We start from the raw sequence: 21,535 nt of genomic DNA, 5'->3' as shown, positions 1-21,535 counted from the left end.
CAAAATCATAAATAGAAATTTATTCCTGTTATATAGCTAATATCATACCCACAATCATTCTTATAGGTGACTCGGACACTGGCCATGATCATCATGGCCAATACGCTTTAAAGTCATATCATTACTCACAATTCCCTATAGAGTAATATTTATCAAAGATAACAATATACTTACGACTTTTTTGACTTATGCGCAGATCTTTAATTTGTTGATTGGGTAATAAATAAAATACATAAGGCTCTGAGTCATCATCACCATCACAATTTTGATGTAACAAAACCCTAAAATAAGTATTGCCTGTATTTTTTAATATTCCTTGGTTAATATTTAAATCATATTTGAAATCTGGATCTTTAGGTCTAACAACAAAATAGGTTTCTAAACTTACTGTGGGGTAGAACAGTGGTTGTTTTTTTTGCCCTTCATCATTTCTTATATCAAGTGGCGTTTCACTAATAATAATTTTATAATAACGTTCTTTCTCATCCGCCTCTCCTCGATAGAAAATTTTAAAAAATTCCTGCTCCCCGGGTAATAGAATTTTTTTAAGGGGAGTAAAAAGAATTTCTCCATTCTGAATAGGTGTGCCCTGCTCTTGATAACCCGGCCTATCAATTTGGTAAACACTAAATGTATATAAATTGGTTTTTTTAGTATCATTAATATAGGGCTTAGAAAAGAAGGGTTCCCCCGACTCCATAGAGGAAATATCTGCACTAATATAAAGTGCATATGCATGGTGATAAAAGAAGACTAACAACATCCCGCAAAGTATTTTAAACCAAGATATTAGTTTCATATTAAAATTTCAGTATTCGTTATAATAGAAAGCGACTTAAATAAAAAACCAGTACGTTCTTATCAGTCGCCATAACATAAAAATAATCAACTTTAGTTAATATCAGGCCCAGTCCATATAGCCTTAACCGTTACCGTTCCACTGGCTGAGACTGTTCCTAGCCAATCAATACCATCCAAAGTGAAAAATGAGTTAGCATCATTCATTGGAAAAGATAAATCTAGGTTCGTTCTATAAAAAGAGCCTAAGTCTTCATCAGGTCTATCCCATGGTGTTTCTGTCCATAACGCATTTTTTAATGAAATTTCATGACTATCACAACTCGCTCTATATTTTGCATCCGTGCCATCACTATTTTTAAATGAGAGATAAGCCGGAAAAGGCACATTAAGTCGGTTATCACTGGAGGAGAATAAACAATAGGATTGCCCTTTTAATGTTGTTTGTGGTCCTTCTACAGATGCAGTAATAGAGTCTGCTTGTCTAGGGCCACTGGTGGTAACAATATAATTAAACTCAATGGGTGGCTCTTCATTACCCACTTTTCCCGTTTTAGATTGATGAGGGTTAAAATCAGCAGGAATAATGCTTATGCCATAATCTCTCGGTTTCAGAATAAGTGTATTTGAGGGGGTGAACTCATAATACCCAGATTGAGGCACTGCTGTATTGGTAAATGAAAAGGTAAAAAAGTCTTGGCTATTTTTAAAGTCGACATTACTAGAGACGAGTCTTTTTAAAAAGGTATTAGATAAAAAGATAGAAACATTTTTATTATTAACTTTAAAATAATAATTAGCGGGGTATGTTGTATTATAATTATACCAGTTATTACTGCCATCATCGGGGCCAATTTTTATTGTATTTGCCGCTGGCGTAAAAGGGATCAGTGTATTATTAATTTTTAAATTAAGCCTAATATTGGTAAATATATCCCCAGTAGTTTCATGATCAATCACCTGACAAATAATACCATTTTGGTTTGATACAATACCCACTCGGCAAAACTGAGAGCCTAAGCCAATCGTGGGATTACCGTTACTATCAATAAATATTTCTTGTAAAGCACCTGTTGAAGTTAACGTGATATGCCCTGACTTAGTGATATTGAATTCATGTGATGCAAGCATTCTGCCGCCGATACTTTGGCAAGATTCGCCTTTGCTTGGATCATAGTCTGTTTTTGTCATACAGGCTCTATAACTATATGTCTCTATAGTGCCTACAGGTAATTGGCGAAAATACAGGTATGCCGAATCACTAAATATTCCCCGAGCATAAGCCGATTCACCGTTAGTATTCGTCTGTACTATTTTATAAGCCCCGTCTTTACCTATATATTGCGCAGGCCAATAGCCACTATCATCTGTACAATAACGCCTCATACATCGGTTACCCACAAATGGCTTATCTATTTGAGAATTTTCTAGCCAAATATCGACATATTGATTGGCCTGAATGGATGTATTGGTATACCCCATATAACCTAAACTGAGCTGTGAAGATTTTGAATAACGCGTATATTTATTGGCACCCGAAAAACGCGGATCGGTTGTTCTTGGGGTAATAAAATATTCATTATCTACATTATTCTCAATAAAAACGTAACTATTAGTTACCGTAGCGGCTTGACTGGTTGTAGACAGCGATAAATTTAAAAGACAAGGTGCTACGAGTAAAAAAAATATTTTGCTATTCATAATAAAGTTCTCGTTATCTTTTTACGAAACTAGACTGAGGTTGACAAGTTACCTCTCCGACCCACATTGCTCCTTGTGCCCCTTTAAGATCTAAGTCTGCTTCACAGATTGTTTGCTGATCTTCTTGTAGTAACGAGATCACCGGATAACGGACATCTACATCCATTGAAAACTCACCATTTTGATCTGTTTTAGTTCGACCAATATGGTTTCGAATTGAAGCATATTTTAAAAGTTCACCATTAGGGGATTTCAGACGTCCGAAAACCGTGACTAATTGCCTCACTTCCGGTTGATAAAAGGCAATATTTCCTGGATACAATGTGACGGATTTATTTCGGCCAGAAATAATGTCAAAGCTGTCTTTCGATTTGCCATCATTCATTAATTGGATGTCATAATCTGAATAAGGAGATAATGGAATAAAGGTATTTTTTCCACTAATCGGGTAATTTTGCCCGTTAACTTTAGCGAGCATACTGCTACTACCTTTAATGTCTGAATTGATAATAATGCCAGATTTACCTTGTTGACCACTGGGTGTGATCATCCCTTCACTATAAGCTATAGAGCCACGAGAAGTTAAATTACCATTGAGTCGTTTATTATCAGGGCGATTAATGGTCACCGTACCAGAATTATACTTCGTATCATAAGAAGCGTAACCTAGTGTTGAGAAGTCAGATTCACCATTATCTTTATCATGTACTAACTTAGAAACAGAAACGCCCGCATTAGTGATCACGGAGTTTTCAAAATTCTTATTCACATAAATATTGGCTTTTACATTGCCATTGGTTGAAGAGATCCCAGTACTTAACCACGTTGAAAGAGGTAAAGAGAAATCAAGATTAATAAATTTTTCATTAGTGCTATTTTGATTATCATAATGATAACGCTGAACCCCAGCTCTTAATCCTACCGTGCCATAACGTCCCGAAAATAATGTATTTGCATATTCATAATTAATAGAATCACTACCAACTCGCTTATCTTTGGTATTGCTGATAGTAAATGAACCCGTTCTATCCATTATCTTATCGAAATTAATAGTTCCTCCATAAGAGTAACTGTCAGCCTCATATAGCGGTAAATCACCTCTTACGATAGTTTTCTCTTTAGATGCCCATAATGAACCATAGCCTTCTGGGATATTAATAGAAAGCGTACTAATATTACGGTGACTACCATGATTCTCTAACATTCCTTGCCAAGCAATAGAAAGATAGTTATTTACCGCTACACTGATATTCGTCTCCTGTACAATAAATTTATCAAATCCATAGTTAGACATTTGAAAACGAATACCGGATAACACAGGAAAGTTATAAGCAAAAGAGCTACCGATTAAATAACTTTTTTCGGGAGTTTGGTTATAAGCGCCACCCTCTTTGATATAATGACGTTTATCAAAATCAATATAGCCACCATAAATTTCCCAATTTAATTGGTCAAAATTACCGTTAGCGGTGCCAAAAGACTTATTAATGGTTTGATGTTGTGTTGTCACTACCTTGCCATCAATAACGGTTTCAATCGTTACTTCATAAATACCATAAGGCAACATGCTGGTATCAACTTCAAAATTACCCATCGGGAAATTTTGAATATTTAATAATTTACCTTGGCGATAAATACGAACTTCACCTGGACTATTTAAAAAAGCATAAATCGGAGTTAATGATTGCTGTTTATTCACCACCCTACTTGATGAATTATTCCCGATTGATGCTGCATAAATTTTACTGCTGCTCAATACTGTTAAGCTGGCTAAGGACTGTAAATTCCAAGTGCTCATTAACCCGATAGCAAAACGCAATCCATTAAAATCACGTTCATACATTGCTCTATAGAGTTCAATATTAGAATTGGATTTACCTATACTGTAGGCAGATGCATTAATATTAAAATGGTGTTCAGCTTTAGCTAATAACGTGTCTAAATTAAAGTAGCTACTGGATGAATCTTGGGCGTTTTTAACACGACTTTGAAAGACGCCCAAATCATAGTTGGCCACAGCAGAAAATGAATTAACAGATGAATTTCCTAATATGGATTGTCTAGCATGTTCTTTGGGTGCAAAAGCTGACTTATCAACATCTAATGATAAATTAAATGAAGAGACATTTAATTGAAGAGCAGCATTACTATCAATAGTTATACTATTATTTTCATTAAAGATAGCATTTTTTTTATTTTCAATTTTATCAACTAATAACTGATTTAGTGTTGCGCCTTGATTATTTTCGATTAATTGAATACTTGATAGTTTTATTTTATCATTATCGATAACAATAATCGCATCTGCAATTTTCTTTTCACTTTGGTTTTGTTTATTTGCATCATTAAGTCGTAAGAAAACGGGCACCGACATACCTTCCTCTAAAGCATTAACAAATGCCGGAGGAATAATATATCCGCCTACTTTAATTCTTTTTATTTCATTAGCATTAATCGTATTCGAAAAAATAATACCTAATATTGATAAAGCGATAATACTCTTACGCATGATTTAGCCCATTCTTTATTTTTTATTTGACAACAATGAACTCTCCTTTGTGCCAAATGCCTACGCTAGATTTTTTATTTGTGAGATCGACAAGTTGTAATTTAACGGCTAAATGTGGCATAAGGTAATAACGCTCGCGACACATCCCCTCCACACCATATTGTTGTTTTTCTGCTAGACAAGGGCCTGAAGCCACAACACGAAATGAACTATTACCGATATTAGAAACTTTATTATCATGATACTGATAATTAAAATTCTCAATTCTGGGTGCAACCACTAAAATTGTACTAATAGTTGCAGATGTTGTTGCTGTCGCTGATTTTGAGCTTTGTGTTATACCATTTTCAGCAATAGGATCATCTTTCCAATTTAATCGATAATAACGCTCTTTATCATCCTTAGGCCCTTGATAAATAATTTTAAATACATCACTTGCATGACCGGGAAGAATCAGATTAGCCGGTGTTGATAAAATTTCATTGGGATCAGTAACCGGAATAACTTTCCCATTTTCAAGTGGTGAGTCTAATTTTTCTATTGTCAAATTGACTAATCTTGCCGTATTTACTGTATTTTCAATTTCTTTAGCAAGAGTACTTTCATCAGAAGATATTATCTCTGTTATATTACCTACATTTACTGCAAAACTATTTTTTAATGGAAACCACAATAATAAAAAAAGGATTAATTTTATCTTATTCATAATAGTCAGTTTCTAAAAATAAATAACGATAAAGATATTACTTCCCTATAGTATCTTTATCGTAATATCAATTAGCCAATAAAGGAGAATTAAGGTTCTGGATTAGGTTTAACGGTAGAAAAGTCACCATCCCAAGTGGCAGTAAATTGCACTTTTACATCACCATCCCAGACACCATCAGCCAGTGATTTAAAATCGGCTGTTGCTCCTGCTGCTTGTGCACTGGCAATTACAAAAGTGAATTCACCACGATCTGTAGCGCGCTCAGAGCCATTGTAAATACCATCAGCAGCTAAATTATCTAAACCTGAGGTTAACCCTTTTGATGTATCAATTAACACGACATCAGTTGTTTTAGAAAGGTCTTCCCCATTCCATTTAACACCAACTGTTAATGTTGAATCATCAGTTGTTCTTGCTAACGTATTAGCAATCAGTTTTGATGATAATTTAAAATCGGTTGCGCCAGATTGGCCTTGAATAGCAATATCAAATGCACCATTTTGTTGGTTAAATGATTTTTGGCCTTCAGCATAATTAAAAGTCAGACTTTTTAATGGAGTGACAACTAACATACTGGTTGTATCTTTAATTGCAGTTGCTTGCCAAGTCGCGGTTGCTTGTGCAACACGAGTATCTGCATTAGCAGCCGTAGCAAAAGAAGCAGCAATAATTGTTGATAGCATCACCGATGCTATTTTTTTATTTAACATATTATTCTCTCTAATTTTGATTTATAAAAAACAATTACATAGTATAAAAAACACCTTTAATTGTGCTTTTTATAAAATATAATTAATAAAATAATTGCAATGATAATTATTTTATGTGATTTATTAATTTTTAATGTGATTAAAAGTTATTTATGAAGTTTTTTGTTTGACAACCTTTCCATAAAATATATTTCTTTTTATTATCGACTTTGTTTATTTCTCTCTCATCGGAAAATTCATTTTCAAGATATTTAAATACATCTACCCATTTTTTATCTAAAATTAATAAAAAATTTGCTAATTGATCAACGGTAATTGCAGTAGCTCCTATTTCATATCGTGAAATTTGTTGTTGGCTAACATTCATTAATCTTGCCAACTGCTTTCCTGTCATATTTTTTTCTTTACGTGCTTTTCTTAAAAAAATACCAACATGACCACTAATCATATTAGATTTCATTAATTACACTCCAATAGAAAATTGTTAACTAAACATTTCATTTAAATCAATCATAAATATATAAAAATAAGAGTAAAAACGTTTATACCGATCGAAGTTAGTTAACTTAATAGCTATAACCTATCAAATATTGGTTATTGATCGATTTAATTTATTAGCTTACGCAAATAATTTGTATTTAAAAGAAAAGATTTTTATTAATTATATGATAATTAAATAAATTAAGTCTTTAATTAAAAAATAATTTAAAAAATATATTTTTTATAGAATTGCAGAAAAATAAAGAATAATGCATTATTGATATAGCCTAATTGATATATTTGATCATATACATTTACAATTTGTTACATAATTCATCAAATAGCGATTTAAGTACTAATAATTAGAGTACTATAATACTCTGATAAAAGCGCATTTCTGGTTGAATATCCTGTAATCATATTCATAAAGAACACTTAAACCCAAAAATAGCACTTAATCAAAGAATTAGTATCAATATATTTGTAAAGTAATCACATGATTTTAAATATCTTTTTTAATTCTATTAATACTAATATAAAGTGTAAAAACACATTTTAATGAAAATAGAGATCAATTTTAATAAGTAATTATAATTACAGATTGATTAGATTATTGATTTAGATCAATAATAGCATTCTGTTATTATATTTTTATTAATCTTTAACGGTAATTAAATGCCTAAGAAGTTATTTTAATAAAAATAATATATATAATTATGCAAAAATATTTTTCTTTGCATTAATAATATGGCAAGAAGTTTATCAATATATCGATACCATTTATCGAAAGATGCATTATCTTTTTTCTGAGAAACTTAAAAACTGATCTAGCTTAGTATCCTAATCTTGTAAAAAAACTTGCTTACAGCGCAGCGCTTGGTCTTCAGCAAAATCCAGCCACATATTGACGATACGGTTTAATTCTTTCAGCTCATTTTCACGTAGATAATTCTTCGCAGTGTTACGAACTTCATCCGACTTATACGAACATGTACGAGTATGCTTACTTTTCGTATTTCTACCTAATAGTGTCTACTTCCCTATCACTATGAAAGACTAAGCTTTTTTGGACTGGTGTAAGTTATACGCTTTTATCAAGGCTTTACTGACTAAATCTGCCGTCATTCGTTTTAGGTCACATCCCCCATATACTTAGGTAGGCGCGTGAGAATTAAAATTTTGATTGAGCAAATTATCGGCTACGGCATCACTGTATTTAGGCTTTGTGGTAACTTTGTAAGTAACATGCGACGACTAGACCAAGCTGAGCCATTAGATTTTGAACGCCATAAGCACTCATGCTGAAGTCCTCTTTGCATAAGCGTTTAGTTGACGTTCTATAACCTAAGCTATTTCGACTCTGCTCAAAGATAGCTTTGGCTCTGCGGTACAGGCTAAGTTGTTCTGCGGAGATCAATTTTGCTTGGTGTTTAAGCCAAGCGTAGTAGGCAGAACGACTGATTTTCATTAACTTACAGAGCTTCAGCACGGGAAACAGTGAAGATAATTTCTTAATCGTTTTAAACGTTACTTGGTTTCCTTTAGCAGGGGGACGCTGGCTTTTTTAGGATCTCTTTCTCCATCCTAAGTTCTTTATTTTCTTTTCGAAGCCTTAATAGCTCGGCTCTCTCATCAGCATTCAAGCTGCTACCTGATTGTTCAGCGTCGAATTTTGCTTTCCAGTTATAAAGTAATTTATTGGTGATCCCTAAAGCAGCTGCCGCTTTTGAGACGCTATAACCTTGTTCGATAACTAATGCGACCGCTTCTTGCTTAAACTCAGTAGTATAAACTCTGTTTGTGTGTTTTTTCATTTAACATCTCAATAATTGGATTATATTCCATTATTAAAGTGCCCTGTTTGATTAAAGCAGATCAATGCCAATCACAAGCTGATTTTGTGTTCTTTGCCAGAATGAATATAATGATAGCAAGCATTACTTAACTTATAGTGATGTCATCTATAGAATTGAAAAATTAAATATTTTAATGAGTGAATTTTTATCAAAAAACACCTTATTTCACCCGTAAATTTATTTATATGGTAGAAACAATTCTAGGGAAATAACGTAACTAGCATGAAAAAAAATTTCCATTGAATAGCATTATGTACTCAAAAATTTAACTAACTCACCAACTCCATTGGCAAGTCTATAATGTTATTCCCAAAAATGAACATCTATTTTTCTTAAAAAGAATATATTTAAAACACAAAGATAAACCATAATCAACAAATAATAGAAATAATTAGATCAACTAAACTAGACTTAGTAATATGTTTTGCACATGTCCCTGTAGCATTTTCATTTATCCAGTCACTACGGTGTTTTGACCAATATTTAATAAATTTTTCTCTATCATTTTTTCTTTTAAATCTAATAGCAAAAACACAATCCGAAATAACAGCACTCCCCTGAAAGAGATAGTTTGTTTTTCCTAAAACTCGTGTGCCTACTCGAGATATGATAATATCACCAGCTATTCCAAAACGGTAATTTTTCGAAATTTCTGACTCATCGAAAGTTATCTTATTCATATCAGAATTCATATTTGTAGTATGAATATAATTACAACTTAAGCTTCTACACAACTTTCCAGACAAATTTCCTCTAATAATTTCAAAACTATTAATAATTTTTTTATTATATGATTTTTTTTTATTTTCATATAAATTATCGATATTACTAAAGTATTCCGAATCAATTATTGATTGTGAATCAATTTTCACATGGTAATACTTATATACTTCATTAACAGCTTCCTTCTTTAAAATAAGAATAAAAGCTTTTGCCTCAGTTTGTCTGAACGACTTATGTTTACATTCAATCAAATATTGAAGTTTAAAATTATGAAACAAAGACTTTCTTATTTTTTGATATCTAATTCCTTTTACAATAAGCTCAGGAACAATAATAGCTAAAATACCATCATTTTTTATATGAAACATATTAATGGCTAAAAAAAACAACTCTGCACGAATTTTTTCTTTAGTTGAAAATTCCTTTCCAAATATATTAGAAATATAGTTATTAATATTTTTAGTTGTTTTGATTATCTGAAATGGTGGATTGCATACAGCTAAATCGAACTTCTGACCATTCAGAAGATTGCTACACTCTTGACTTGTAGCATCTATACAATAATGCTTGTCTTGAGGAAAATTTTTTTTTAGTAATGAATGATTTGTAGGATCAATATCTATAGTTGTACAGAGAATCGAAGGCCATCTCGCTTTTAGTGCAACCAGTAGAGCTCCTTCTCCTGCACTAAGCTCTAAGCAAGTCCTAGGCTCCGATAGCGTGATAAATCTTGAGAGTAGATCACTAATGCTTTTACTAGTATAGTATTGGTTAAAATCGGTCACGTGTTTTTATAAGCTTCATGTGTACAAACCTACAGTATTTTACTGTATTTTCCCTAAAAGGTAAAGGAGCCACCTCAAATGTCTGATACTTTAAATCTAAGCCTTTTTGATGAAGCTGAATATGAGGAACGAGCAGATTATATTGAAAAAGATAATCTTATTAAATGGACGGCAACAAGTAAGCATTTTGACAATATACAAAAAAAATTAATTCAAGTTGGAGCCAAGCTAATTGTGGGGCCTAGAGGAGCAGGCAAAACCCACCAAATGAGATGTGCTTATTTTAAATGCAGAAAAGATTCCTCTCGCCCACTACCTTTATATGTATCATTCAATCATTACTTAAGATTAGAAACATATCTACATGATAACTCGAATGCCATTGATATTTTTCATTCTTGGGTTTTAGCAAAAATAATAGTATCCTGTTCTAAAGAGTATAATATACATATAAATAACATATCTTTTGATTTGGATTTTTTAGAAAGATTCATTTCTGATGTAGAAAAACAGAAATATAATGAGTCATACTCAGTTATCTTATCTGAATTAAGTATCACTTTAGTGCAAGAACTGATTGAAAGTGCAATTGAAGAAAATGACAGAAAAAGGGCTGTTGTTTTTTTAGATGATGCCGCTTTAACATTTACAAATGACTATATGATAGAATTCTTTGACATATTTAGAAGTCTAAAAACTATAAAAATATCACCTAAAGCATCTGTATATCCAGGAACAACACAATATGGTCCTCGTTTTCATGTTGGGCAAGACGCGGAACGAGTTGATATTTGGATGAATGTTGAAGATCAAGATTATTTACAGTTTATGGATGCAATTGTTGCAACTAGATTTGGTAATAGTTTAGATATTGACAAGGATATTAGAGAGTTGCTTATGTATGCAGCTTTTGGTATACCTCGTACATATATCATGTACTTAAGGTCATATATCGATTCTGATAGAAAAAGCCTACAATCAAAGTTTAACTCTATTCTTTCAGAGAAGTGCACCAATATACTAAATGAATATCGCTCTATTGCAAAAAAAATGCCTCAGTACAATAGAATTATTGAAACTGGCGATGAAATGATTTCTGAAATTGTAAAGACAATTAAATTATTTAATCATAAAAAAATTGATGAATCCCCTAATAATTATAAAAAAAATATAGTTATTGGAATCGAAGATATTGATATAAAAGCAGAGCGCATGATTAAATTTCTTATTGAAGCAGGTATTCTTTACTCTGAAGAAGATATTTCTCATGGTACAGATCGAAAAATTAAGCGATTTATCCCTCATCTTGCGTTACTAATAAAAGAGAGGGTATTTACCAAAAGCAAAGGATTTAATGCCAGTACATTACTAAATATATTAAAAGGCCCATCAGAAAAACATCCTGTCAGGAAAAAATTTACTAAACTTCTAAATGAAAATAAAATAAATAATATTTCTTTAGACTTACCTCCTTGCGATAACTGTAAAGCCCCAAGAATTGCAGAAGGGCAAAGATACTGCCATATCTGTGGAATGCAATTGGTTGAAAGTTCCACATTCAAAAATTGTATGTCAACTAAACTTATTGAATTACCATTCACTGATTTCCAAAAACGAGTTATAGGAAAAACAAGATACCAAACAATTGAAGATGTTTTAACATCCGATAATTCTGCTGTTGAATTAAGAAAGGTTAAAGGTGTAGGTGACAAATACGCAGCTAAAATTATTATGAAGATCAATGAATGGACAAATGAGTTTCTATACTAATGACTAAGAAAATAAAAAAAATTTTTAAATTTAATATCTCTGGTGTTAGAGCTACATCAAGTATTAAGTCATTAACTTTTTTTGATGACTCTTATTCAGAACCAGAAAAATCACCAATTGATATATTCCATGATAAGAAAACTAGTAATATAAAATTACTGGGGGCAGGGTTATTTTCTACTGAAACACAACAATTTTTTCCACTCGCAACATCGTTAAATAGTGAATGGTACCAACTAGCAAACTTAGTCATCTTAGGGCTAGTATCGAGCGTGGAAACATACTTTAGAAGTGTTATTAGAAAATTACTCATCATAGATGAGCATTCTAAACGACATAGCTATTCATCAACTGTAACTTATGGTGCAGCACTACATCACCAAAAAACTCTTCTTCCAGAAGCTTTACTAGAGAATGCATCATTCACATCATCAACTAATATAGTAAAAAGCCTAAATACCTTTTTAGATATTAATTTAGGGGGGTATAGCAAAATACCTTCTCTTAATTCAGCTTTCATTGATTATGACACAGTCTGCAATCTACGTCATTGTGTTGTCCATCGTTCTGGGCATTTAGGGTCTAATAATGCTCTTTCTCTAGGATTAGATGAATATTGTAAATTTTTGGAGAAACCAATATCTGTTGATTTTCATGGCATTCAAGAGATTGCGGTGGTATGTGATACATTAGTGAAAGAAATTAATGACAAGCTGTTTCTAGAGATTATATCGAGAACGGTAAAAAAATTTGATTGGAGCGGTGACTTAAGGAAAGATAAAAACCTATTTAAACCATATTTTGATTTATTCTCCCCCTCCTTAACTAACACACCCAACATTCTTCGCTCATGCTATTATGACTTTATCTCTTGCCATGATATAAAAGTATGAAATAGTTTTTGCGATAATTGCCATCTTTATACACATAAAGATGGCATAGTTATGAAAGTCTGGACTTCGGTTGATATCAAGAGACTGGAAAGTGGCTTAATAACTGATCATTAAGGGATTGATTGAGTTTTGGGAGGTGTATTGAACTTAAGTGGCGGAAGATCACAGGAGTCGAACCTGCCAAGGACCGCTGGCGGCCCCATCTGGATTTGAAGTCCAGCCGCCCCACCGGGGACGATGATCTTCCATATAGGATTATTTGTATGAAATAACGTGATGATTATACGCTGAAATAAAATCATTCCCAAGTGCACTAAATCAATAAAACCTCTTTCAAAGAAAATAATCCCGCTTTTGAGTAAAAAAAACTGATAATTAACGCGATACTATTGAACTTATGCACTTTCATCCTCATCTTATTACCTATGACGAATAAACTCAGTGATGTATGCCATGTCACTGTAAACCCAGATACAGGATGTTTTTTATGTCAAATCCATTACTTAGCACAACGGGATTACCTGCATTTTCCCAGATAGAACCAAAACACGTTGTACCTGCCGTTAAAGAAGTTTTAGCTAATTATCGTGCAATCGTAGAAAAACTTCTCGCTGACAACACCGCTTTTAGTTGGGATAATCTTTGCCAACCGTTAGCCGAAGCAGGTGATAAACTTTCTCGTGTTTGGTCTCCTGTTAGCCATTTAAACTCCGTTAAAAATAGCGCTGAATTACGCGAAGCTTACGAGCAAAGCTTACCTTTACTGTCTGAGTTCAGTACTTGGATGGGTCAGCACGAAGGATTATATCAAGCCTATAAATCTATCAAAGAAAGCGCTGATTTTGCCTTACTGACTCAACCTCAAAAAAAAGCCGTTGAGAATGCGTTACGTGACTTTGAATTATCCGGTATCGGTTTACCAAAAGAGAAACAACAGCGTTTTGGTGAAATCAGTGCACGCCTATCAGAACTGAGCGCCAAATTTGGTAATAATGTGTTAGATGCGACCATGGGGTGGTCTAAACTTATCACCGATGAAAGTGAACTTGCCGGTATGCCACAAAGCGCCATTGATGCAGCCAAAGCAATGGCACAAGCAAAAGAGCAACAAGGTTATCTATTAACGCTCGATATGCCAAGCTATCTACCTGTTATGACCTATGCTGATAATCGTGAGCTTAGAAAAGAGATGAGTATTGCTTATAGCACTCGCGCCTCTGATCAAGGCCCTAATGCAGGTCAATGGGATAATAGTGAAGTGATGGCGGAAATTTTAGCATTACGCCATGAGTTAGCTCAGTTGCTCCGTTTTAAAAATTATGCCGAAAAATCACTTGCCACTAAGATGGCAGAATCACCAGAACAAGTACTTAATTTCTTAACTGATTTAGCCTCTCGAGCTCATCCTCAAGGTGAAAAAGAGCTGGCTGAATTAACGCACTTTGCCAAAACACATTATGGTGTGGAGAAACTAGAGCCTTGGGATCTGGCTTACTACAGCGAAAAACAAAAACAACATCTATTCTCCATTGATGACGAACAGTTACGTCCTTACTTCCCAGAGCACCGTGCATTAAGTGGCTTATTCGAAGTGGTTCACCGTATCTATGGTTTAACGGCTAAAGAGCGTCATGATATCGACACTTGGCACGATGATGTACGTTTCTTTGAATTATATGATGAAAGCAACACATTGCGCGGTAGCTTCTATCTTGATTTATACGCTCGTGAACATAAACGCGGTGGTGCTTGGATGGATGATTGCATTGGTAGAATGCGTCATGCTGATGGCACACTACAAAATCCTGTCGCCTATCTTACCTGCAACTTTAATAAACCAGTAGGTGATAAACCCGCACTCTTCACCCATAACGAAGTAACCACGCTATTCCATGAGTTTGGTCATGGTTTACACCACATGCTAACGCAAATTGATACCGCTGATGTATCAGGTATTAATGGCGTACCATGGGATGCGGTTGAGTTACCAAGCCAATTTATGGAAAACTGGTGCTGGGAGCCAGAAGCGTTAGCCTTTATTTCTGGCCATTATGAAACTGGCGAGCCATTACCGCAGGCTATGCTTGATAATATGCTCAAAGCAAAAAATTATCAGTCTGCGATGTTTGTATTACGCCAACTAGAATTTGGTCTGTTTGATTTCCGCCTACACGCTGAATATGATCCGGCTAAAGGTGCTCGTATCATGGAAATACTAAATAGCGTAAAAGAGAAAGTCTCGGTAGTACCTGCAACACCTTGGGCGCGATTCCCTCATGCCTTTAGCCATATTTTTGCCGGTGGTTATGCAGCAGGTTATTACAGCTATTTATGGGCTGATGTACTGGCAGCTGATGCCTTCTCTCGCTTCTCTGAAGAGGGCATTTTTAATCGCCAAACAGGTCAATCATTCCTTGATAATATTTTAACCCGTGGTGGTTCAGAAGAGCCAATGGAGCTGTTCAAACGCTTCCGTGGTCGTGAGCCGAAACTTGATGCTATGCTCAAAGGCTACGGCATTAAAGGATGATATGTGAATATCTGTTTACTTTGTAAAGAAGGCGCTGATAACAGCGCCTTATCTGCTTTAGCGCAACGTTGGGGATTAATTCACGACGCCACACAAACTATGGCGTTAGTCTTAACGCCCACTCACCTTGAATTGCGTAAACAAGATGAGCCTAAACTTGATGGGATCTACGTGGATTTTGTCGCGGGTACTATGGCTCATCGTCGTAAATTTGGCGGTGGTCGTGGTGAAGCGGTAGCAAAAGCAGTAGGTATTAAAAAGGATTATCTACCCGATGTGGTTGATGCAACAGCAGGATTAGGCCGTGATGCCTTTGTATTAGCCTCTATTGGTTGTAACGTAAGAATGGTTGAACGTCATCCTGTGGTGGCTGCATTACTTGAAGATGGCTTGAAACGCGCTTATCTCGATGCGGATATTGGTGAGTGGATGCAACAGCGTATGAAGCTCATTTATGCTTCATCTGCACAGGCACTCACGCAAATCAGCCCTGCACCCGATGTGGTCTATCTTGATCCTATGTATCCCCATAAAACCAAAAGCGCATTAGTGAAAAAAGAGATGCGGGTATTCCAATCTCTTGTCGGTGCGGATGAAGATGCTGATGCATTATTAGCACCAGCCATGGCACTGGCTAAAAAACGAGTGGTTGTTAAGCGTCCTGATTATGCTGAACCGTTAAATAATCAACCCGCACATGCAAGTGTCACCACCAAAAATCACCGTTTTGATATCTATCCTTGTATCTAACCATAGATACCCCATAGAGGGGCGTGTCTCCCCCTCTTTTCCCGTAACTTTTTAATTATAATATCGCTATCTATTGAATAGTATATCCACCATCAATCACCAGATTATGGCCATTGATCATATCCGCTGCAGCGCTTGCTAAAAATACAGCCGCGGCAGCAATCTCTTCTGGCTCAGCAAATCGCCTTGCAGGTATTTGCGCTTTCATCTGTTCACCTTTTTCACCTTCCCAAGCCTTTTTACCTAAATCGGTCATCACAATAGTAGGGGATATCGCATTGATTTGTAGGCCTTTGGGTCCCCACTCTAACGCCATCACCTTTGTCATATTGATAATGGCGGCTTTACTTGCACAATAGGCAATATGTTCTGGTAAAGCGATAATACCTGCTTGAGAGGCGAGATTAATTATCTTACCTTGCCCGCGTTGTAGCATATGCTGCCCCACTTGCTGACACAGTAAAAAAGTCCCCGTTAAATTAACTGATAAGGTTTTATTCCAATCTTCAAGAGATAACGATTCGGCGGGAGCTAAAGCGACAATACCCGCACAATTAACAAGAATATCAATGCGATCAAACTCTTCAATGACTGAATGTACCGCTTGTTTTACGGACTCTTCACTTGAAACATCACACCAGATCCCCACCGCACTATTTAAACGATGCGCCACTTGCTCAACCTGCTCTGATCTATCCAACAAAGCGACTTTAGCCCCTTTTTCGATAAACATCTGTGCGATAGATAAGCCAATTCCAGCCGCACCACCAGTAATAACAGCCACTTTATTCGAGAGAGTAAAATCAATTTGCGTAGCCATATAACCTCCAGCTTAAAAATAAATAGTCACTCTTTTAAGCATAGCAGATGAAAATTAGGCCTAAGGGGGAAGAGAAAATGATTGAAACGGTCAGAGCGAGCGCTATGCACTCGCACTAACTTAAAGAATTACAGCACGCCTTGCGCTAACATTGCATCAGCAACTTTAACAAAACCTGCAATATTGGCCCCTTGAATATAATTAGTTTGTTTACCCTCACCGCCATAGTTTACACAAGCGTGATGAATATCCAGCATAATATGATGTAAGCGAGCATCAACTTTCTCAGCTTTCCAACTCAAGCGTGCTGCATTTTGCGCCATTTCTAACCCCGAAGTTGCTACCCCTCCAGCGTTAGCGGCTTTACCCGGTGCAAACAAGACTCCCGCCTCAATAAAAGCATCGGTTGCCGCAATGGTCGTTGGCATATTTGCGCCTTCGGCAACAGCTTTAACACCGTTTTTAATTAACACTTTTGCGGCGTCTAAATCTAATTCATTTTGTGTAGCACAAGGTAGTGCAATATCAACAGCGACAGCCCAAGGCTGTTGCCCTTCAAGATAAGTTAAACCAAACTCTTTGGCGTACTCTTCAATACGACCATAATTATTTTTAATTTCAGTTAAGCGAGCCAGTTTTTCGGTTGTAAATCCAGCTTCGTCCACCACGGTTCCGCCAGAATCTGAAGCCGTGACCACTTTCGCCCCCAGCTCAAGGCATTTTTCAATGGTAAATTGTGCCACATTGCCAGCACCAGAAACGGCTACACGCATTCCCTCAAGGGACATACCGTGACGTTTAAGCATTGCGTTAGTAAAATAGACTAAACCGTACCCTGTGGCTTCTGGACGGATCAAACTGCCACCAAATGATAAACCTTTACCCGTAAAGACACATTCATTGCTATTCGAGAGCTTTTTCATCATTCCAGCCATAAAGCCAACTTCCCTTGCTCCCACACCAATATCTCCCGCGGGGACATCAGTATCAGCCCCTAAATGACGATAGAGCTCAGTCATTAACGCCTGACAAAAACGCATCACCTCTGCGTGGCTTCTCCCCTTGGGATTAAAATCAGATCCCCCTTTAGCGCCTCCCATCGGCAGTGTTGTCAGTGCATTTTTAAAGGTTTGTTCAAAACCTAAAAATTTTAGAATAGAGAGGTTTACCGATGGATGAAAACGCATTCCACCTTTGTAGGGACCAATAGCAGAGTTAAATTGTACTCGCCATGCGCGATTAACTTGAACTTGTCCTTTATCATCTAACCAACAGACGCGAAACTGAATAATACGTTCAGGCTCAACTAAGCGCTCAAGTAATGATTGTTCACGATATTGTGGATTTTTCTCTAAAAAAGGCCACAGAGTGGTAAAAACTTCACGTACCGCCTGATGGTATTCAGGTTGATGAGCGTTATATTTTTCTACCTCTTCTAAAAACGAAGATAATGAGCCAGATCTATTCATTCAGCTATTCCTTTTTATGTAATGTGATGTTGGCATAACCTCATTTATTCGGAATATTTTTGGGATTTATGTGAGGTTGATATTGTTTTGCCTATTGAATATATCATTAAAATGCATTCCTACTTCAAGACATTTTTTTTATAATTAGACAAAAAAAAAAGCTTGACCTCACTAAAGGCTAATAAAATCAGGATTTTTGGACAAAAAAATACCTGCATAAGCAGGCATTTTTTTTGCTTAAATAATCAGTTGATTACTCTTCATCATCTTTCAGAGGAACAATTAACATATCAACATGAACGGTATTAATTAGTTGACGTGCTGATGACATCAATTTGCTCCAGAAATCTTGGTGATGACCACAAACCACTAAGTCCATATCGTATTTTTTAATCGCATCAACAAGAACTTGGCCTAAATCCCCGCTACCACTGAGTGTTTCTTGGATCTCATAACCTGAGTTATCAGAGAGATCTTTTAGTGCATTACGTGTTTCATCAGTGATGCGTTGTTGCATATCACCAAGGTTAACATCAATTAAACCGGTATACAGATCAGAGTAGTTAACATCAACGTGAATTAAGGAAACTTTGGCATTATAGGGTTTTGCCATAGATACAGCTTTCTGCACCAAGACGTTGCTCTCAGGGGATAAATCAACTGCAACTAGAATATGCTTATAAGCCATCGTAAACTCCTTCCATAAGCTGATTAATCGGTCGGAAAGGCTATTACGCCTATATCCTTTACATTAAATATAACGTTTTATGATGAAAGTTAGATGTTGCCTTGATCACAACTTAGTGCAAATACCATCAAAGAAAGCATCTATCGGTAACAACAATATACACCATTTTAAATAAGTGAGGAGTCGTTCTTCGACAATATCCACATATTAATGTGAATAATGCACAAAGCACAATAAAAACACCCTATTAGAGTTATTTTTTAATCATTTTTTTGAAAAAGCGAACAACTTGAACAACTCGCTTTTATTTCTTGCTTAATATCACCTAGACTTAAATAAGAGAAAAATTAACCTTTCCATGTAAATGCAAAAGGTTTTCTCATCTCAGAATCAGCTATTCTAGGGAGGGGATTATGTTTAGTGTCATTGTTATCTTTTGGGCGTTGTGTATTCTTTGCCTGATTAATATGATGCGTTATTTCTCATCAATTCGGGTATTACTCACCATATTGCGCCAATCTGATCCATTACTTTACCAATCTGTCGATGGGAATGGATTTTTCACTATGCATGGTCAATTTTCAAAACAGTTAAGACTTATTCGATATATAAATCAACGCCAATATACTAACCACCATGATCCTGAAGTGATTATGCGTTGTGAACGGATTTATCGACAATTCTACCTAGTAAGTCGCTTTTGTATTCTTGCTGTAGCAAGCTTGATCGCCATGATTATTTGGTAGGTTTTATAGGGATAAAAAAACGGTGACGAGTTAGTCACCGTTTCTCAATACTATTAGGATGCTTATTATTATCAGCTATTCACCAGCAGTGAAAGTGAAATCCAATAAAGCACACCGGATAAAGCAATACTCACTGGTAATGTTAAGATCCAGGCCAGCGCAATATTTTTCACGGTTTTGGTCTGCACCCCACCACCATCAACAATCATCGTACCTGCAACCGCAGATGATAACACTTGTGTTGTTGATACTGGCATACCTGTATAACTTGCTACACCGATAGAAACTGCAGCAGTTACCTGAGCAGAAACACCTTGCGCATAAGTCATACCTTTTTTACCAATCTTCTCACCGATAGTTACCGCAACGCGTTTCCAACCTACCATTGTCCCGATAGAGAGCGCTAAAGCCACAGAGATAATGATCCAAATTGGTGCATATTCCACTGTATTTAGCAGGTCACGACTCAATGTTTTTAAGAACCGTGCATCTTGGGCGCTAGTTTCTGGTAGTTTAGCAACTTCCGTAGCTGTATCAGCAATACACATCAGTAAGCGACGCATTTGAGCACGCTGGTCTGCACTCAGCTCATCATAAGAGCTAATACCAGACAACATTTGTTCTGTTTGATTGAGAACAATTGGCGTTCTTGCGCTATTACAATGAAAATCCGTGTCGTTAGGATCAGCTTGTGCTGATACTACCGGGGTATTTTCAATCGCATGTTGTAGAGCTGGTTGATGCTTCTCATAATACTGTTGTAAGTGTACAACGGCATCATGAGTTTTAGTGATATCGTATCCGCTAGCATTCATATTGACGACAAACCCTGCTGGGGCGACACCAATTAAAACTAACATGATAAGACCAATACCTTTCTGACCATCATTCGCACCATGTGAGAAACTCACCCCTACCGCAGATAAAATCAGCGCGGTACGAGTCCAAAATGGTGGTTTGCGTTTACCATCTTTTTTCTCACGTTCGGCAGGGGTTAGGTGGATACGACGACGTTTTTTCGTGCCACTCCAATAGCGACGTAACAAGAAAATCATCGCGCCAGCAATCACCAAGCCAATAATTGGGGAAAGGATAAGAGAAAGGAAGATACTGATCATTTTAGGTATGTTTAATGCATCAACGATTGACGAGTCTGTCACGATAGCATTTGTTAAACCAATACCAATGATAGCACCTATCAGCGTATGTGAACTGGATGCTGGAATACCGAAATACCATGTACCTAAGTTCCAGATAATGGCAGCTAACAGCAACGAAAAAACCATGGCAAGGCCATGAGCCGAGCTCACATTTAGCAGAAGATCTGTCGGTAATAAGTGAACAATAGCGTAAGCCACGCTCAATCCACCGAGCAAAACTCCAAGGAAGTTAAATACACCCGCCATCACGACCGCAAATTGCGCACGCATAGCACGAGTATAAATAACAGTTGCTACCGCATTTGCGGTATCATGAAAGCCATTAATGGCTTCATAAAATAGCACGAAAATCAGTGCTAAAACCAACATTAAACCTGTATGAAATTCCAGGTCAGTAAACAAATGTAGCATAGACGTTAAGCCAGTTAGTTGGACATG

18 protein-coding genes, 1 tRNA gene and 1 pseudogene are annotated in these 21,535 nt (G+C 35.9%); 5 read left to right on the top strand and 15 right to left on the bottom strand.

What is annotated here, in order from left to right; all coding sequences use genetic code 11:
- Nucleotides 1–121: 121 nt before the first annotated feature.
- From AACQ49_RS01880 to AACQ49_RS01835, 10 genes and pseudogenes are all read right to left on the bottom strand, one after another.
- Nucleotides 122–799: a hypothetical protein gene (locus AACQ49_RS01880; protein ID WP_017827148.1), complete on the bottom strand. Its 678-nt coding sequence runs from the start codon at nt 797–799 to the stop codon at nt 122–124.
- A gap of 92 nt (nt 800–891) precedes the next feature.
- Nucleotides 892–2,499, bottom strand: coding sequence for a hypothetical protein (locus AACQ49_RS01875; RefSeq protein ID WP_046335148.1), 1,608 nt, complete (start codon nt 2,497–2,499; stop codon nt 892–894).
- Nucleotides 2,500–2,512: 13 nt separating this feature from the next.
- Nucleotides 2,513–5,008, bottom strand: coding sequence for a TcfC E-set like domain-containing protein (locus tag AACQ49_RS01870; RefSeq protein WP_113976825.1), 2,496 nt, complete (start codon nt 5,006–5,008; stop codon nt 2,513–2,515).
- A 22-nt stretch (nt 5,009–5,030) separates the two neighbouring features.
- Nucleotides 5,031–5,714, bottom strand: a complete 684-nt coding sequence (locus AACQ49_RS01865; protein ID WP_004246670.1) for an EcpB family pilus assembly chaperone — start codon at nt 5,712–5,714, stop codon at nt 5,031–5,033.
- Nucleotides 5,715–5,803: 89 nt separating this feature from the next.
- Nucleotides 5,804–6,427, bottom strand: a complete 624-nt coding sequence (ecpA, locus tag AACQ49_RS01860) for a common pilus major fimbrillin subunit EcpA (protein WP_004246669.1) — start codon at nt 6,425–6,427, stop codon at nt 5,804–5,806.
- A 139-nt stretch (nt 6,428–6,566) separates the two neighbouring features.
- Nucleotides 6,567–6,887 carry a helix-turn-helix domain-containing protein gene (locus tag AACQ49_RS01855; protein WP_004246668.1) on the bottom strand — a complete coding sequence of 107 codons (321 nt, stop codon included), beginning with the start codon at nt 6,885–6,887 and terminating at the stop codon, nt 6,567–6,569.
- An 863-nt stretch (nt 6,888–7,750) separates the two neighbouring features.
- A pseudogene (gene rhuM / locus AACQ49_RS01850) lies at nt 7,751–7,894 on the bottom strand (RhuM family protein); the annotation flags it as partial.
- A 229-nt stretch (nt 7,895–8,123) separates the two neighbouring features.
- A complete protein-coding gene (locus tag AACQ49_RS01845; RefSeq protein ID WP_161778863.1) occupies nt 8,124–8,375 on the bottom strand; it encodes an IS3 family transposase in 252 nt (83 codons plus the stop codon).
- A gap of 73 nt (nt 8,376–8,448) precedes the next feature.
- Nucleotides 8,449–8,721: a transposase gene (locus AACQ49_RS01840; RefSeq protein ID WP_161778862.1), complete on the bottom strand. Its 273-nt coding sequence runs from the start codon at nt 8,719–8,721 to the stop codon at nt 8,449–8,451.
- 413 nt (nt 8,722–9,134) lie between these two features.
- A complete protein-coding gene (locus AACQ49_RS01835; protein WP_161778861.1) occupies nt 9,135–10,271 on the bottom strand; it encodes an N-6 DNA methylase in 1,137 nt (378 codons plus the stop codon).
- A gap of 78 nt (nt 10,272–10,349) precedes the next feature.
- Here AACQ49_RS01835 and AACQ49_RS01830 point away from each other — a divergent pair, with 78 nt between their 5' ends.
- Together AACQ49_RS01830 and AACQ49_RS01825 are read left to right on the top strand one after the other, a co-directional pair.
- Nucleotides 10,350–12,041 carry a zinc ribbon domain-containing protein gene (locus tag AACQ49_RS01830; protein WP_161778860.1) on the top strand — a complete coding sequence of 564 codons (1,692 nt, stop codon included), beginning with the start codon at nt 10,350–10,352 and terminating at the stop codon, nt 12,039–12,041.
- On the top strand, nt 12,041–12,934 hold the full coding sequence (locus AACQ49_RS01825; RefSeq protein WP_161778859.1) for a hypothetical protein: 894 nt from the start codon (nt 12,041–12,043) through the stop codon (nt 12,932–12,934). Before AACQ49_RS01830 ends, AACQ49_RS01825 begins: the two co-directional genes overlap by 1 nt.
- A gap of 152 nt (nt 12,935–13,086) precedes the next feature.
- On the opposite strand, the gene AACQ49_RS01820 is transcribed toward AACQ49_RS01825, so the two are convergent.
- A tRNA-Sec gene (locus AACQ49_RS01820) sits at nt 13,087–13,181 on the bottom strand.
- Nucleotides 13,182–13,421: 240 nt separating this feature from the next.
- Here AACQ49_RS01820 and prlC point away from each other — a divergent pair.
- Both prlC and rsmJ read left to right on the top strand, forming a co-directional pair.
- Nucleotides 13,422–15,464, top strand: a complete 2,043-nt coding sequence (gene prlC / locus AACQ49_RS01815) for an oligopeptidase A (RefSeq protein WP_155290079.1) — start codon at nt 13,422–13,424, stop codon at nt 15,462–15,464.
- A gap of 3 nt (nt 15,465–15,467) precedes the next feature.
- Nucleotides 15,468–16,214 carry a 16S rRNA (guanine(1516)-N(2))-methyltransferase RsmJ gene (rsmJ, locus tag AACQ49_RS01810; protein ID WP_161778858.1) on the top strand — a complete coding sequence of 249 codons (747 nt, stop codon included), beginning with the start codon at nt 15,468–15,470 and terminating at the stop codon, nt 16,212–16,214.
- 70 nt (nt 16,215–16,284) lie between these two features.
- Here rsmJ and AACQ49_RS01805 read toward each other — a convergent pair whose 3' ends face one another.
- The 3 genes from AACQ49_RS01805 to uspA all read right to left on the bottom strand — a co-directional run bounded on the left by AACQ49_RS01805 (nt 16,285) and on the right by uspA (nt 19,191).
- Nucleotides 16,285–17,034, bottom strand: a complete 750-nt coding sequence (locus tag AACQ49_RS01805; protein ID WP_012368589.1) for an SDR family oxidoreductase — start codon at nt 17,032–17,034, stop codon at nt 16,285–16,287.
- A gap of 128 nt (nt 17,035–17,162) precedes the next feature.
- Nucleotides 17,163–18,503: an NADP-specific glutamate dehydrogenase gene (gene gdhA, locus AACQ49_RS01800; protein ID WP_004246662.1), complete on the bottom strand. Its 1,341-nt coding sequence runs from the start codon at nt 18,501–18,503 to the stop codon at nt 17,163–17,165.
- A 253-nt stretch (nt 18,504–18,756) separates the two neighbouring features.
- Entirely contained in the window at nt 18,757–19,191 is a 435-nt protein-coding gene (gene uspA, locus AACQ49_RS01795; RefSeq protein WP_004246661.1) for a universal stress protein UspA, read from the bottom strand.
- A gap of 413 nt (nt 19,192–19,604) precedes the next feature.
- Here uspA and uspB point away from each other — a divergent pair, with 413 nt between their 5' ends.
- Complete coding sequence (uspB, locus tag AACQ49_RS01790) at nt 19,605–19,937, top strand: universal stress protein UspB (RefSeq protein ID WP_004246660.1); 333 nt, start codon at nt 19,605–19,607, stop codon at nt 19,935–19,937.
- A 71-nt stretch (nt 19,938–20,008) separates the two neighbouring features.
- Here the strand turns inward: uspB and pitA are convergent, their stop codons facing one another.
- Nucleotides 20,009–21,508: an inorganic phosphate transporter PitA gene (gene pitA / locus AACQ49_RS01785; RefSeq protein ID WP_004246659.1), complete on the bottom strand. Its 1,500-nt coding sequence runs from the start codon at nt 21,506–21,508 to the stop codon at nt 20,009–20,011.
- Nucleotides 21,509–21,535: the final 27 nt, after the last annotated feature.

This window comes from Proteus sp. G2675, assembly GCF_963886535.1.
GTDB classification, from domain to species: Bacteria; Pseudomonadota; Gammaproteobacteria; order Enterobacterales; family Enterobacteriaceae; genus Proteus; species Proteus mirabilis.
This window is presented reverse-complemented; position numbering and strand designations above follow the sequence as displayed.

What these genes read in the sequence shown, in the direction of transcription:
- AACQ49_RS01880 (WP_017827148.1), bottom strand. Translation starts at nt 799, where the DNA reads ATGAAACTAATATCTTGGTTTAAAATACTTTGCGGGATGTTGTTAGTC.
- AACQ49_RS01875 (WP_046335148.1), bottom strand. Translation starts at nt 2,499, where the DNA reads ATGAATAGCAAAATATTTTTTTTACTCGTAGCACCTTGTCTTTTAAAT.
- AACQ49_RS01870 (WP_113976825.1), bottom strand. Translation starts at nt 5,008, where the DNA reads ATGCGTAAGAGTATTATCGCTTTATCAATATTAGGTATTATTTTTTCG.
- AACQ49_RS01865 (WP_004246670.1), bottom strand. Translation starts at nt 5,714, where the DNA reads ATGAATAAGATAAAATTAATCCTTTTTTTATTATTGTGGTTTCCATTA.
- ecpA (WP_004246669.1), bottom strand. Translation starts at nt 6,427, where the DNA reads ATGTTAAATAAAAAAATAGCATCGGTGATGCTATCAACAATTATTGCT.
- AACQ49_RS01855 (WP_004246668.1), bottom strand. Translation starts at nt 6,887, where the DNA reads ATGAAATCTAATATGATTAGTGGTCATGTTGGTATTTTTTTAAGAAAA.
- AACQ49_RS01845 (WP_161778863.1), bottom strand. Translation starts at nt 8,375, where the DNA reads ATGAAAATCAGTCGTTCTGCCTACTACGCTTGGCTTAAACACCAAGCA.
- AACQ49_RS01840 (WP_161778862.1), bottom strand. Translation starts at nt 8,721, where the DNA reads ATGAAAAAACACACAAACAGAGTTTATACTACTGAGTTTAAGCAAGAA.
- AACQ49_RS01830 (WP_161778860.1), top strand. Translation starts at nt 10,350, where the DNA reads ATGTCTGATACTTTAAATCTAAGCCTTTTTGATGAAGCTGAATATGAG.
- AACQ49_RS01825 (WP_161778859.1), top strand. Translation starts at nt 12,041, where the DNA reads ATGACTAAGAAAATAAAAAAAATTTTTAAATTTAATATCTCTGGTGTT.
- prlC (WP_155290079.1), top strand. Translation starts at nt 13,422, where the DNA reads ATGTCAAATCCATTACTTAGCACAACGGGATTACCTGCATTTTCCCAG.
- AACQ49_RS01805 (WP_012368589.1), bottom strand. Translation starts at nt 17,034, where the DNA reads ATGGCTACGCAAATTGATTTTACTCTCTCGAATAAAGTGGCTGTTATT.
- gdhA (WP_004246662.1), bottom strand. Translation starts at nt 18,503, where the DNA reads ATGAATAGATCTGGCTCATTATCTTCGTTTTTAGAAGAGGTAGAAAAA.
- uspA (WP_004246661.1), bottom strand. Translation starts at nt 19,191, where the DNA reads ATGGCTTATAAGCATATTCTAGTTGCAGTTGATTTATCCCCTGAGAGC.
- uspB (WP_004246660.1), top strand. Translation starts at nt 19,605, where the DNA reads ATGTTTAGTGTCATTGTTATCTTTTGGGCGTTGTGTATTCTTTGCCTG.
- pitA (WP_004246659.1), bottom strand. Translation starts at nt 21,508, where the DNA reads ATGCTACATTTGTTTACTGACCTGGAATTTCATACAGGTTTAATGTTG.